Below are 13,203 nucleotides of genomic sequence, written 5' to 3'. Positions count from 1 at the left end.
GCGCGAAGTCACCGGTGGCGAACGCGGGCGTGAGGTAGGTGCCGACGACCGGCGCGAGACCGCATGTGTCGCAGTACAGCTCGCCGCCGCCCATGTCCTCGTAGGTCCCGCCGCAGCCGGGACGCTGACACGTCCGCTGTGCCTCACTCATGACGCTGCCTCCCCGTCAGACCCGCTCGGGCACCTGCACCGCGGGCTCGGCGGCCCCCGGCTCCAGCCGGGCCATCAGCTGCTCGCCCTCCATGTCCACCCGCGGCACCACCCGGTCCAGGCTCTTCGGGAACCACCAGGCGGCCCGCCCGAACAGCGTCATCGCGGCCGGCACCAGGGCCATCCGCACCACGAAGGCGTCCACCAGCACGCCCACCGCGAGCGCGAAGCCGATCGGCTGGACGATCGGGTCGTGGCCGAAGACGAACGAGCCGAAGACCGCGATCATGATCAGCGCCGCCGCGGTGACCACCCGGGCGCCGTTGCGCACTCCGGCCACCACCGCCTCGCGAGGCGCCATGCCGTGCACGTGGTGCTCCTTCATCCCGGAGACCAGGAACAGCTCGTAGTCCATCGCCAGCCCGAACAGCACGCCGATCAGCAGGATCGGCACGAAGCTGACCACCGGGCCGACCTTCGGCACGTCGATCAGACCGTCCAGCCAGCCCCACTGGTAGACCGCGACGACGGCGCCGAGCGAGGCGGTGATGGAGAGCAGGAAGCCCGCGACCGCCTTGAGCGGCACCAGGATCGAGCGGAAGGCCAGCGCCAGCAGCACCAGCGCGATGCCCACGATCACCGCGACGAACGGCGGCAGCGCGTCGCCGAGCTTGGCGGAGACGTCGATGTTGGCGGCGGTGGTGCCGGTGACGTCGATCCGCGCGCCGGTCTCCGCCTTCAGCGCGTCGCGCTGGCCGCGGATGTCGGTGACCAGCTGCCGGGTGTCGGCGTGGTCCGGGCCGGTCCTCGGGATCACCGGGACGAGCGCGGTGCCGCTCGGCGCGTCGATCTGCGGCGGGAGCAGGGTCTGCACGCCGGGCAGCGCGGCGAGCCGGCCGGCCACGCCCTGCACCGCCTGCTCCGGCTGCGCCGAGCCCGCGGCGTCGACGACGATCACCAGCGGCGCGTTGAATCCCGGGCCGAAGCTCCGGTCGACCAGGTCGTAGGCGGTGCGGGCGTCGGTCCCCCCGGCCTGTGACCCGCCGCCGGGCAGGCCGAGGGTGAGGCTCGCGGCCGGGACGGCGAGCGCGACCAGGGCGGTGAGCCCGGCCAGCAGGACGGCGAGCGGACGGCGCACCACGAACCGGCCCCAGCGCTCGCCCAGCGTGGTGCGGCCGGTGGTCCGCGGCGCGCGCCGCCGGACCGGCAGCCGGTCGATGCCCCGGCCGGCGAAGCCGAGCACGGCGGGCAGCAGGGTGACCGCCACGAGCACCGCGACGACGACGGCGCCGGAGGCGGCCAGGCCCATCACGGTCAGGAACGGCACCCCGGCGACGGCGAGCCCGGCCAGGGCGACGACGACGGTCAGCCCGGCGAAGACCACGGCGCTGCCCGCGGTCGCGTTGGCCCGGGCGGCGGCCTCCTCGGGCTCCAGGCCCTCGGTGAGGTGCCGGCGGTGCCGGGAGAGGATGAACAGGGCGTAGTCGATGCCGACGGCCAGACCGACCATCAGCGCCAGCACCGGCGCGGTGGAGATGATCTCGAACGAGCCCGCCACCGTGAACACGCCCGCCATCGCGACGCCGACCCCGATCAGGGCGGTGACCAGCGGCAGTCCGGCGGCGACCAGCGAGCCCAGGGTGATCACCAGGACCAGCCCTGCCACGATCAGGCCGATCACCTCGCCGCCGTCGACCTGGGCCATCGCGTTGTAGGCGTCGCCGCCGAAGGCCACCGTGACCCCGGCCGCGCGGGCCGGGTCGGCCGCCGCCCGGACGGCGTCGCGCTGCTGGTCGGTGATGGCGCCCAGTTCGCGGTCGAAGGAGACCAGGCCGAGCGCGACCGTGCCGTCCGGGGAGACCGCACCGGTGGTGAACGGGTCGGGGACGGCCGAGACGCCCGGGACCTCGGCGATCCGGGCGATCGCCGCGCCGACGGCCGCCGCGTTCTCCGGGGCGGTGATGCCGCCGGGCGCCCCGCTCCCGAAGACCACCTGGGCCGAGCCGTGGCCCTGCTCGGGGAAGGTCCCCCTGATCCGGTCCAGGGTCGCCTGGGCCTCCGTGCCGGGGACCTTGAACTCCTCGGTGGTCTTGCCGCCGAAGGCCGCCGCCGCGCCGCCGACGGCGATCAGCAGGGCGAGCCAGACGGCGAGGACGGTGCGCCTTCGGCGGAAGCAGAGACGGCCCAGGCGGTACAGGTAGGTGGCCATGCGTGCACCTTCGGTCAGGTCGTTCGGGCAGACACGGGTACCGGACGCGGCCGGCCCGACCCACCGTACGCGCAAGTTGGTCACCTGACAAAGTCGAGCGACGAGACCGTGTGACCCGATCGCCCGAACCGGTTGTGCGAACATGGCGATACCCTGGCTGAATGGCACATGTCCCCGCCGCCGAGAGGCGCCCCCAACTCGTCCAGGCCGCCATCGACCTGATGGCCCGCGAGGGCGTGGCCGCCGGCAGCACCCGCGCGATCGCGGCCGAGCTGGGCGTGGCACAGGCGACCGTGCACTACACCTTCGGCACCAAGAAGGACCTCTACCGGGCCGTCGTCCAGCAGCTGACCGCCGAGTTCATCGGCCAGGTGCGGGCGGCCGCGCCGGACGAGGGCCCGTTCGGCGAGCAGGTCCGCACGATGGTCTACGCCCTCTGGGACAGCGCCACCCACGAGCACGGGCGGTGCGCGCTGATCACCGAGTTCTCCGCGATGGCGCTGCGCGACCCGGACCTGCAGGAGACCATGCGGGCGCTCCAGCACGAGATCGAGGACACCGCCGCCGAGCTCCTCGACGGGCTCGCCGCCGCCCACGAGCAGGAGCTGGCACTGCCCGCGCACGAGATCTCGGTGTACTTCCTGGCCGGCTTCAACGGGCTGACCGACCGCCACATGGTCCTCAAGGCCGCCGGCGAGGACCCCGAGCGGGAGTCCCGCCGGGCGCTGGACCTGCTGGTCGCCACCACCGTCGGCCTCTGCCTGGGCGCGGCCGCCCGGACCTGAGGCCGCTCCGGCCCCGGCGGCCCGGGTCCGGGACCCCGGCCGGCGGGGTCCGCGCGGGCGCCCTACGGCTGGACGATCCGGACCGGCAGCTCCGCCAGCACCTCGCGCAGCGAGGCGGCGAAGCGGTCGTACTCGCCGCTGCGGGCCGAACCGGGCCGGGTGGCCAGCCCGATCCGCCGGCCGGGCGCGGGCGCGGCGAAGCGGACGGCCGCCAGCCGGTCGGTGCGGCCCGCCTCGACGTCGAGCGCCGTGGCGGGCAGCAGGGTCACCCCGAGCCCGCCGGCCACCAGCTGCACCAGGGTGGACAGGCCGGCCGCCCGGGTGGTCGAGCCGGCCGGGTCGGCGCCGACCTCGCGGCAGATGTCGAGCGCCTGGTCACGCAGGCAGTGCCCCTCCTCCAGCAGCAGCACGTCCAGGTCGAGCAGCACGTCCCGCGACACGTCGATCCGGCCGGCCAGCTCGTGCTCGGGCGGGGCGACCAGCACGAAGTCCTCGTCGAACAGCGGGATGTCCCTGGTCGGCGCGCTCCCGCCGGCCGGCAGCGCCAGCAGCAGCACGTCCAGCCGCCCGGCGGCCAGCCCCTCCAGCAGCGAGGGCGTCCGCTCCTCGTGGACGTGCAGCTCCAGCTCCGGGTAGCGGTCGCGGACCAGCCGCAGCACGGTCGGCAGCAGGTACGGGGCGACGGTCGGGATGACGCCGAGGTGCAGCGGCCCGGTGAACGGCCGGCGGGCGGCGTCGACCTCCTCGGTGAGCGCCTGCAGGGAGGCGAGCACCCGGCGCGAGTGCGCCAGCACACGCTCCCCCAGCGGGGTGATCATCACCCTGCGCGTCGTACGCTCTACGAGCTGCGCGCCCAGCGACTCCTCCAGCGCCGCGACCGCCCCGGAGAGGGCCGGCTGGCTCGTCCCGGTGGCCGCCGCGGCCTCCCGGAAGTGCCGGTGCTCGGCCACCGCGACGAAGGCCCTGAGCTGGGCGACCGTGGGCGTCCGGGGACTGCGCGCTGTGGCGTTCGCCACACTCGCGTCACCCTTGCGGGCGGGGGCCCTGCGACGGGCGGGGCGGGCGGGGGGCACGGGGCTGTTGATAACTCTCTCCGATCAGACACATCGAGTGTAGCTATTTCCCTGATCAGTCCACGATGTGGAATGGTGGAGCCTGTTCCGCAAAACGGACAAACTCCCCTCAGTCTCACTTCAGGAGAAGCGAACGTGCTCACGATCGGTGACCAGTTCCCGGCCTACAACCTCAAGGGCGTGGAAGGGCCGTCCGCGGACAAGCTGGAGTTCAAGGACTACTCCTCGGAGGAGCAGAACGGCTGGAAGGTCGTCTTCTTCTGGCCGATGGACTTCACCTTCGTCTGTCCGACCGAGATCGCCGCGTTCGGCAAGCTGAACGAGGAGTTCACCGACCGCGACGCCCAGATCCTCGGCGTCTCCGGCGACTCCGAGTTCGTGCACCACGCCTGGCGCAAGGACCACAAGGACCTGAACGACCTGCCGTTCCCGATGCTGGCCGACATCAAGCACGACCTGATGCGCGCCTGCGGCGTCGAGAACGCGGACGGCACCGCCCAGCGCGCCGTCTTCATCGTGGACCCGAACAACGAGGTCCAGTTCGTCATGGTGACCGCCGGCTCCGTCGGCCGTAACCCCAAGGAGGTCCTGCGGGTGCTGGACGCCCTGCAGACCGACGAGCTGTGCCCCTGCAACTGGAACAAGGGCGAGGACACCCTCGACGCCCAGGCCCTCCTGGCGGGCTGACCCATGGCCCTCGACGACCTGAAGTCCGCCCTCCCGGACTACGCCAAGGACCTCAAGCTCAACCTGGGGTCGGTCATCGGCAACTCCGACCTCCCCGCCCAGCAGCTGTGGGGCACCGTCCTCTCCTGCGCGATGGCCACCCGCAGCCCCGCCGTCCTGCGCGAGCTGGAGCCGGAGGCCAAGGCCAACCTCTCCCCCGAGGCGTACAACGCCGCCAAGGGCGCGGCCGCGATCATGGGGATGAACAACGTCTACTACCGGACGCTGCACCTGCTCTCCGACAAGGAGTACAGCAGCATGCGGGCCGGTCTGCGGATGAACATCATCGGCACTCCGGGCGTCGAGAAGATCGACTTCGAGCTCTGGTGCTTCGCGGTCTCCGCGATCAACGGCTGCGGCCAGTGCCTCGACTCGCACGAGGCCGTCCTGCGCAAGGCCGGCGTCGACCGCGAGGTCGTCCAGGCCTCGATGAAGATCGCCGCGGTCCTCCAGGCCGTCGCCGGTGTCCTCGACTCCGAGGCCGCCCTCGCGGGCGTCACCGCCTGACCCGCACAGCTCCCGAACGGGCCCCTCGCCCCGGACTCCCCGAGCCCGGTACGAGGGGCCCGTTCGCGTACCCCGGCTCCGGTGCGGGCCGCTAGGAACCGGCGCGGGGCCGGGCGGCGGCCTCGCGGGCGGCCTCGATGGCGGTGAAGACGGCCTGGCCCGCCTCGTTGCGGCGGCGCAGGTGGGTGACCACGGTGTTGGTGACGGCGATGAGCGGGACGGCCACGATCGCGCCGCCGATGCCGCCGATGATGGAGCCGGCGGCCACCCCGAGGACGACGCCGAGCGGATGGACGCGGACGGCGCGGCCGAGGATCAGCGGCTGGAGCACGTGACCCTCGATCTGCTGGACGGCGATCAGCACCACCAGCACCATCAGCGCCGTCCACGGCGTCGTGGTGACCAGCGCGATCAGCACCGCGACCGTGCCGGTGACCAGCGCGCCGACCAGCGGGACGAAGGCCCCGAGGAAGATGATCACGGCGAGCGGCAGCGCCATCGGCACGCCGAGCAGCTGGATGCCGATGCCGATGCAGACCGCGTCGATGAACGCCACGCAGACCGTACCGCGCACGTAGGCGGTGAGCGTGGCCCAGGCCTTGGGCCCGGCGCCGGCCATCGCGTAGCGCGAGTGCCGGGGCAGCCCGCGCAGCGCCCAGTTCCAGATCCGCTCGCCGTCGTAGAGCAGGAAGAAGGTGGTGAAGAAGGCCAGCAGGACGGCGGTCAGCACCTCGACGGCGATCTGCGCGCCGGTGAGGCTGGCCGAGGTGATCTGTTCGCTGTTGGTGCTGATCGCCTTGGTGATCTGGTTGGCGAAGTCGGTGATCTGCTGCTCGGTCAGGTGGAGCGGCCCGGTGATCAGCCAGTCCCGCAGCTGGTCGACACCGGCCTTGACCTTGCTGGTGACGGTCTCCAGGTTGGTGGTCACCTGCCAGACCACGAACCAGCCGACCAGCCCGATGCCGGCCAGGCCGCTCATGAACACCCCGCCGGCCGCCAGCGAGCGGGGGACGCCGTGTCGGCGCAGCCAGGAGACGGTGGGCTCCAGCAGCGCGGAGATCAGCAGCGAGGCGAGCACCGCGAAGGCGACCAGCCTCAGCATGTCGACGATGTAGAAGACGACGTACAGCGCCGCGCCGAGCAGGAGCAGCCGCCAGGTGGACTCGGCGGCCACCCGCAGGCCCCACGGCACCGCCTCGGCGGGGGTGGCCGGCCGTCCGAAGTGGCCGTGGACGGGAGCGGCGGGGGCCGCGGCACCGGGAGCGGCCCCGGGAACCGGGGTTGCGGCGGGCGCGGCGGTGGCCGGCGCGGGAGGCGGGGCGGCCTCACCGCGCGGGGCGGGCAGCGGACCCGGCGGCGGTTCGGCCGGCGGTTCGGCCGGCGGACCCGCCACCCCCTGCGGCGACGGACCGGCCGGGAGCGGCGGTTCGTGGAAGTCGGCGGCGATCGCGGCCCGCCGACGCCGTTCGATCACGGCGGCGGCGCTCGCCACCACGGCCACGCCCTTGGCCACGGCCTTGAAGGCCTTTCCGCCCCGCGCCATGCTCACTACCACTTCTCCCCGCCGGAGCCGCCCGGTGCGGCGGCACGCCGTGGGTCCTGCCACGGCCGTCAGGAAGACGCTACCCGGAGGGGACGCGGTGAGTCCGCCCCGCGGGCGTGATCCGTTCCGGTTCTTCGGGCCGCCGGCCGCCCGGCGCGGGGCCGATCACGGGGCAAAACAGCCCGTTCCGGGTGGTTTCAGGCATACGGCAGCGGGGAGGAGTCGGGCGGGAACCCGGAGCCGACTGTCGGCGGACCGGCCGGTGCGGGGAGCTACCAGGACCCCTCCCCGTCCCCGCGTCCGCACCCAGGACCGCACCGCCCGTGGGCGCACTGGTCAGCGCAGCCCGGGCGGGGCGGCCCGCTCCGGCCCACGGAGCACACCGCACGGAGCGGACGGGTACGGAGCGGACAGTTTCGGAGGCACCGCGCGGAAACGCCGCGGCCCCCGGTCACGGCGAGTGCGTGAGCGGGGGCCGCGGCGGGCGTTCCTAGTACCAGTGGTGCGACTGCCAGAACGACCACGCGCCACAGGGGCTGCCGTAGCGGGAGTTCATGTAGTTCAGGCCCCACTTGATCTGGGTGGCCGGGTTGGTGCGCCAGTCGGCGCCGGCCGAGGCCATCTTGGAGCCGGGCAGCGCCTGGACCAGGCCGTAGGCGCCGGAGCTCTTGTTGGTGGCCGTGTAGTTCCAGCCGCTCTCGCGCTTCACGATCTGGCTGAAGCACTGGAACTGGGCGTCGTTGCCGACGATCTGCTGGGCCAGCTCCTGCACCGAACCGGGGCTCACCGAGACCGGCGGGGCGGTGCTGTCGGTGGCCGCCATCGCCGAGCGGGCCTTGGAGCGGTTGGCGGCGGCCTCGTCGGCCTTGCGCTTCTCCTCGGCGGCCTTCGCGGCCTTCTCCGCCTCGGCCTTGGCAGCCGCCTCGGCGGCCTCCTTGGCGGCGGCGTCGGCCTTGGCCTGCGCCTCGGCGGCGGCCTGCTGGCGCGCTGCCTCCTCGGCGGCCTTCTGCTCGGCGGCCGCCTTGGCGGCGGCGTCGGCGGCGGCCTGCTGGGCGGAGGCCTGCGTGCCGATGTTGTCGCTGATGGTCTGCGCCTGGGCGCCGGAGGGGACTTCGGCGAGCAGGGTCGCGCCGGCGACGTCAATCGTCTGCGTGGCCTTGCCCTCGCTGCCCGAGGCCATGCCCACGACGGCACCTACGGCGGTGACGGCGGTGGCGGAGGCGACGGCAACTCCCCGGACCGAGATCCGAGTCACATGGATTCCTTCCAGCATCGCCCACGCGTGACCGTACGGGCGCAACATGCCCCTTGGCGCTGCCCTCCGTACGGTGCTGGTCACGGGAGGTACTGACCCGGCGTCCGGACGGGTTGGGTCGACCGGGCGTTTTGATCGGGCGGCGTACGGCTTTCGGTCTTCAATTGTGCGTCCACCGACCGGAGTTGGCGGACCGTCCGGGCCGGGCTCCCGGTCTCCCGGAGGCCTTGTCATGCCGTACGCGGGGCCTGACAGAACCCTCACCATGCCGTAAGGGGACCTGTCGACGCAATTCCCTGTTGCGTGGCGGATGTCACATTCACCGCACCGGCGTTCGCCGGACGGAAAACACTCGATGTGATGAAAAGGACGGGGCCCGCCCCCTCAGGAACGGGCCCCATACCGGGAATTGACTCCTTTGTTCGGACATGCCCGGCAATGTCCGGATCGCCGGAGGCCGGCGGGTCAGGGCTGGACGTCCTCCAGCATCTCCGTCACCAGCGCCGCGATCGGCGACCGCTCCGAGCGGGTCAGCGTGATGTGCGCGAAGAGCGGATGCCCCTTCAGCTTCTCCACCACCGCCACCACGCCGTCGTACCGGCCGACCCTGAGGTTGTCCCGCTGCGCCACGTCGTGGGTGAGCACCACCCGCGAGCCCTGGCCGATCCGGGACAGCACCGTCAGCAGGACGTTGCGCTCCAGCGACTGGGCCTCGTCCACGATCACGAAGGCGTCGTGCAGGGAACGCCCCCGGATGTGGGTCAGCGGCAGGACCTCCAGCATGCCCCGCGAGATGACCTCCTCGATCACGTCCGGGGTGGTGACCGCCGAGAGGGTGTCGAAGACCGCCTGGGACCAGGGGCTCATCTTCTCCGTCTCGCTGCCCGGCAGGTAGCCGAGCTCCTGGCCGCCGACCGCGTACAGCGGCCGGAAGACCATCACCTTGCGGTGCTGCTGGCGCTCCAGGACCGCCTCCAGGCCGGCGCAGAGCGCCAGCGCGGACTTGCCGGTACCGGCCCGGCCGCCCAGCGAGACGATGCCGACGTCCGGGTCGAGCAGCAGGTCCAGTGCCACCCGCTGCTCGGCGCTGCGCCCGCGCAGGCCGAAGGCCTCGCGCTCGCCGCGCACCAGCCGGACCCGGCCGTCGCCGGCCACCCGGCCGAGCGCCTTGCCGCGCTCGGAGGTGAGCACCAGCCCGGTGTGCACCGGCAGGTCCGCGGTGCCCTCGACGTCCACCCCCGCGTCGTGGCCGGCCGCGAACAGCGCGTCCACGTCGTCGGCCGGGACGTGCAGCTCGGCCATGCCGGTCCAGCCGGAGGTGATCGCCAGCTCGGCCCGGTACTCCTCGGCGAGCAGGCCCACCGAGCTGGCCTTGATCCGCAGCGGGAGGTCCTTGGAGACGACGGTGACGTCGTACCCCTCGGCCTGCAGGTTGCGGGCCACCGCCAGGATCCGGGTGTCGGCCTCGCCGCCGCCCGCCCGGTAGCCGGCCGGCAGTATCGACGGGTCGGAGTGGTTGAGCTCGACCCGGATGGTGCCGCCGAGCTCGCCGACCGGGATCGGCTCGTCGAGGCGCCCGAACCGGATGCGGAAGTCGTCGAGCAGTCGCAGCGCCTGCCGGGCGAAGTACCCCAGCTCCGGGTGGTGCCGCTTGGCCTCCAGCTCGGTGACCACGACCACGGGGAGGACGACCTCGTGCTCCTCGAAGCGCGTCATGGCGAGAGGGTCCGCCAGGAGCACGCTGGTGTCGAGAACGTACGTGCGCCGGTCTGGTGTCCGGCGGCTCTTGGAACTGACCACTAGGCCTCCAGGGCGGATGACCCTGCGTCATCCGCGGCAAGCCGGCCCCCGCTGCCCCGGTGGCCTCGGGGCCGGTCTGATCGGAGTATTCCCAGGCGGGGGGCGGTGCATTCGCGCCCCCGGAGAACTGACGGATCATTGCCGGTGAACGTTTGGCCTCGCCCGGCCGCCGGGTAGGCCAGCCCCTACGGTGGTCAATCCCGGCGGACCGGGACGCGGGCCCCGATGTCCCGGGGCGCGCCGGTCCCGGTCAGAGGCCCATCCGCCGGTTGCGCTGCTCGAAGGCGCGCAGCGCACGGAGGAAGTCGACCTTGCGGAAGGCGGGCCAGTAGGCCTCGCAGAAGTAGAACTCGCTGTGCGCGCTCTGCCAGAGCAGGAAGCCGGACAGCCGCTGCTCGCCCGAGGTGCGGATGACCAGGTCGGGGTCGGGCTGGCCCTTGGTGTAGAGGTGCTCGGCGATGTGCTCGACGTCCAGGATCCCGGCCAGTTCCTCGATCGAGGTGCCCCGGCCGGCGTGCTCCTGGAGCAGCGAGCGGACGGCGTCGGCGATCTCGTGCCGGCCGCCGTAGCCGACGGCCACGTTGACCGTGATGCCCTCGATGCCGGCGGTCTCCTCCTCGGCCCGCTTCAGGACGTCGGCGGTGTGCTGCGGCAGCAGGTCCAGCGCGCCCACCGGGTGGATCCGCCAGCGGCGGGCGGCGGCCAGATTGGTGACCGCGTCCTCGATGATGCCGAGCAGCGGGACCAGCTCGTCCGCCGGACGGTCGAGGTTGTCGGTGGAGAGCATCCACAGGGTGACGACCTTGACGTGGGTCTCGTCGCACCAGCCGAGGAACTCGCTGATCTTGTCCGCGCCGCGCTGGTGGCCGTAGGCGGTGGAGCCGCCGGTCGCCCGGGCCCAGCGGCGGTTGCCGTCGAGGATCACCCCGATGTGGTGCGGGGTGCGGGCCAGGTGGACCTCGACCCGGCGCCCGTAGAGGCCGTACATCCCGTCCAGCAGGACGCGCAGACCCGGCGTGCGTTCGACGACATCCCGCAGACCCATGGTTTTCGGCCCCTCCGTACTCACTTCACCGGGTGCTTCAGAACCCCCGGCGCAGCCTACTCCCGCGCCGTGGTGGCACGGAAAGCCGCAGGTCGCAGGAGGGTCACGGTCCGGTACGGAGTCCGTTTCGGCGGGCACGGCGCCGATGGCCGGAACGTACCCGCACGGCGTCCGGGGGACGGTCCGGGGAACGCCCGGCGGCCGGATACGGAACGGTCTCCGATTCCTTAAGGAATCCGTAAGCCGACGGTTCAATGCTTGACGACCCCCAATGGTCTAGTCCAGCTTTTGTTCCCAGGGCGGAACGGAACATCTGACCCGCCCCCGTCAAGGCAGTACTCCGGACGCAATGCCCTCCCCCACACGCGGCCGCCGCGCCCCCCACCGCGGCGGCCGCTCCTCCCCCACAGGAGCGCACCTCCATGGCCCGTACGCTGAACCGGCCCGCGTCGCACAAGCGCCGCAGCGGCCCCGTCCCGGCTCTCGCCGCGGGCGTCACCGCCCTCGCCCTGGCCGGCACCGGTCTCGCCCTCTTCGCCGGTGGTGCCAACGCGGCCGCTGGGAACCTCGTCGCCAACGGCGGTTTCGACGGCTCGCTGAGCGGCTGGGTCTGCACCGGCGCCGCGAGCGCCGTCACCACGCCGGTCCACTCCGGCACCGGCGCGCTGCAGGCCACCCCGGGCGCGGCGGACACCGCCGAGTGCACCCAGACCATCAGCGTGCTGCCCAACACCAGCTACACCCTGAGCGCCTGGGTCCAGGGCTCGTACACCTACCTCGGTGCCCGCGGCACCGGCGCCACCGACCCGAGCGTCTGGTCCAACCAGAACAGCTGGAACCAGCTCTCCACCACCTTCACCACCGGTGCCGGTGCCAAGAGCGTCACCGTCTACCTGCACGGCTGGTACGGCCAGAGCGCCTTCCTCGCCGACGACGTGGTGCTGAGCGGCCCCGGCGGCCCCTCCACCCCGAGCCCGACGGTCACCCCCACCGCGACCCCGACCGTCACCCCCACGGTGACGCCGACCGCGACCGTCACGCCCACCGCCACCGCGACGCCGACGAAGACCGTCACCCCCACCCCCACCCAGACGGTCACCCCGACCCCCACGTCGACCAGCACCGTCAACCCCAACCCGGGGCTGCCGAAGCACGTCGTCACCGGTTACTGGCACAACTTCGACAACAAGGGCAACAACCTCCAGAAGCTGAGCGACGTCCAGAGCGCCTACGACATCATCGCGATCTCCTTCGCCGATGCCGTGCCCACCCGCGCCGGCGCCATCACCTTCAAGCTGGACCCGGAGCTCTCGGCCGGCCTCGGCGGCTACACCGACGCGCAGTTCCGCGCCGACGTGAAGGCCAAGCAGGCCGCCGGCAAGAAGGTCATCATCTCCATCGGCGGCCAGAACGGCGCCATCTCGGTCAACGACGCCGCCGCCGCCCAGAACTTCGTCGACAGCGCCTACGCCGTCATCAAGGACTACGGCTTCGACGGCCTCGACGTCGACCTGGAGAACGGCGTCAACCCGACCCACCTGGGCAACGCGCTGCACAGCCTCCAGGCCAAGGTCGGCCCGGGCTTCGTCCTGACGATGGCGCCGGAGACCATCGGGATGTACTCCACCGCCGGTGCCTACTTCCAGCTGGCGCTCAACACCAAGGACATCCTGACCGTCGTCAACACCCAGTTCTACAACTCGGGCGGCATGAACGGCTGCGACGGCAAGGTCTACACCCAGGGCACCATCGACTTCATCACCTCGCAGGTCTGCACCCAGATCCAGGGCGGCCTGCGGCCCGACCAGGTCGGCATCGGTGTCCCGGCCTCCAGCAAGGCGGCCGGCGGCGGCTACGTCTCGCCGAGCGTCGTCAACAACGCGCTGGACTGCCTGGCCACCGGCAAGAACTGCGGAAGCTTCGTCCCGCCGGCCAAGTGGCCGACGATCCGCGGCGCGATGACCTGGTCCACCAACTGGGACTCCGTCAACGGGAACGCCTTCTCCAACACGGTCGGCCCGTTCGTCCACCAGATGCCGTAACTCCCCCCGGCGCGCCGCTCCTTGAGGGTGGGGCCTGCGCGCCGGCGCCGGGCCCGCCGTACCTGACC

The 13,203-nt window shown here is 72.5% G+C and carries 10 protein-coding genes; 4 read left to right on the top strand and 6 right to left on the bottom strand.

From position 1 onward, the window contains the following. Positions 1-166: 166 nt before the first annotated feature. Positions 167-2,359, bottom strand: coding sequence for an MMPL family transporter (locus ACFCX4_RS27230; protein ID WP_376147600.1), 2,193 nt, complete (start codon positions 2,357-2,359; stop codon positions 167-169). A 161-nt stretch (positions 2,360-2,520) separates the two neighbouring features. Between ACFCX4_RS27230 and ACFCX4_RS27225 the strand changes: the two genes are divergently transcribed. After that, positions 2,521-3,144, top strand: a complete 624-nt coding sequence (locus ACFCX4_RS27225) for a TetR/AcrR family transcriptional regulator (protein ID WP_376147597.1) — start codon at positions 2,521-2,523, stop codon at positions 3,142-3,144. A gap of 62 nt (positions 3,145-3,206) precedes the next feature. On the opposite strand, the gene ACFCX4_RS27220 is transcribed toward ACFCX4_RS27225, so the two are convergent. Beyond that, positions 3,207-4,160: a LysR substrate-binding domain-containing protein gene (locus ACFCX4_RS27220; RefSeq protein WP_376147594.1), complete on the bottom strand. Its 954-nt coding sequence runs from the start codon at positions 4,158-4,160 to the stop codon at positions 3,207-3,209. A gap of 192 nt (positions 4,161-4,352) precedes the next feature. Between ACFCX4_RS27220 and ACFCX4_RS27215 the strand changes: the two genes are divergently transcribed. Together ACFCX4_RS27215 and ACFCX4_RS27210 are read left to right on the top strand one after the other, a co-directional pair. Next, positions 4,353-4,904: a peroxiredoxin gene (locus tag ACFCX4_RS27215; protein WP_376147591.1), complete on the top strand. Its 552-nt coding sequence runs from the start codon at positions 4,353-4,355 to the stop codon at positions 4,902-4,904. A gap of 3 nt (positions 4,905-4,907) precedes the next feature. Next, positions 4,908-5,450, top strand: a complete 543-nt coding sequence (locus ACFCX4_RS27210) for an alkyl hydroperoxide reductase (protein WP_376147588.1) — start codon at positions 4,908-4,910, stop codon at positions 5,448-5,450. Positions 5,451-5,541: 91 nt separating this feature from the next. On the opposite strand, the gene ACFCX4_RS27205 is transcribed toward ACFCX4_RS27210, so the two are convergent. From ACFCX4_RS27205 to ACFCX4_RS27190, 4 genes are all read right to left on the bottom strand, one after another. Continuing rightward, positions 5,542-6,993 (bottom strand): AI-2E family transporter, encoded by a 1,452-nt coding sequence (locus ACFCX4_RS27205; RefSeq protein WP_376147603.1) that lies wholly within the window; start codon positions 6,991-6,993, stop codon positions 5,542-5,544. Between the two features lie 490 nt (positions 6,994-7,483). Continuing rightward, positions 7,484-8,248 carry a transglycosylase SLT domain-containing protein gene (locus ACFCX4_RS27200; RefSeq protein WP_376147585.1) on the bottom strand — a complete coding sequence of 255 codons (765 nt, stop codon included), beginning with the start codon at positions 8,246-8,248 and terminating at the stop codon, positions 7,484-7,486. A 465-nt stretch (positions 8,249-8,713) separates the two neighbouring features. Beyond that, complete coding sequence (locus tag ACFCX4_RS27195; RefSeq protein WP_376147583.1) at positions 8,714-10,048, bottom strand: PhoH family protein; 1,335 nt, start codon at positions 10,046-10,048, stop codon at positions 8,714-8,716. A gap of 250 nt (positions 10,049-10,298) precedes the next feature. After that, positions 10,299-11,093 carry an isoprenyl transferase gene (locus ACFCX4_RS27190; RefSeq protein ID WP_376147580.1) on the bottom strand — a complete coding sequence of 265 codons (795 nt, stop codon included), beginning with the start codon at positions 11,091-11,093 and terminating at the stop codon, positions 10,299-10,301. Positions 11,094-11,515: 422 nt separating this feature from the next. Here ACFCX4_RS27190 and ACFCX4_RS27185 point away from each other — a divergent pair, with 422 nt between their 5' ends. Continuing rightward, complete coding sequence (locus tag ACFCX4_RS27185) at positions 11,516-13,135, top strand: chitinase (RefSeq protein WP_376147577.1); 1,620 nt, start codon at positions 11,516-11,518, stop codon at positions 13,133-13,135. Positions 13,136-13,203 lie beyond the last annotated feature (68 nt).

This window comes from Kitasatospora sp. NPDC056327, assembly GCF_042261735.1.
In the GTDB taxonomy this organism is placed as follows: Bacteria; Actinomycetota; Actinomycetes; order Streptomycetales; family Streptomycetaceae; genus Kitasatospora.
This window is presented reverse-complemented; position numbering and strand designations above follow the sequence as displayed.

Coding starts and splice junctions, on each gene's coding strand:
- ACFCX4_RS27230 (WP_376147600.1), bottom strand. CDS start 2,359: ATGGCCACCTACCTGTACCGCCTGGGCCGTCTCTGCTTCCGCCGAAGG.
- ACFCX4_RS27225 (WP_376147597.1), top strand. CDS start 2,521: ATGGCACATGTCCCCGCCGCCGAGAGGCGCCCCCAACTCGTCCAGGCC.
- ACFCX4_RS27210 (WP_376147588.1), top strand. CDS start 4,908: ATGGCCCTCGACGACCTGAAGTCCGCCCTCCCGGACTACGCCAAGGAC.
- ACFCX4_RS27205 (WP_376147603.1), bottom strand. CDS start 6,993: ATGGCGCGGGGCGGAAAGGCCTTCAAGGCCGTGGCCAAGGGCGTGGCC.
- ACFCX4_RS27190 (WP_376147580.1), bottom strand. CDS start 11,093: ATGGGTCTGCGGGATGTCGTCGAACGCACGCCGGGTCTGCGCGTCCTG.
- ACFCX4_RS27185 (WP_376147577.1), top strand. CDS start 11,516: ATGGCCCGTACGCTGAACCGGCCCGCGTCGCACAAGCGCCGCAGCGGC.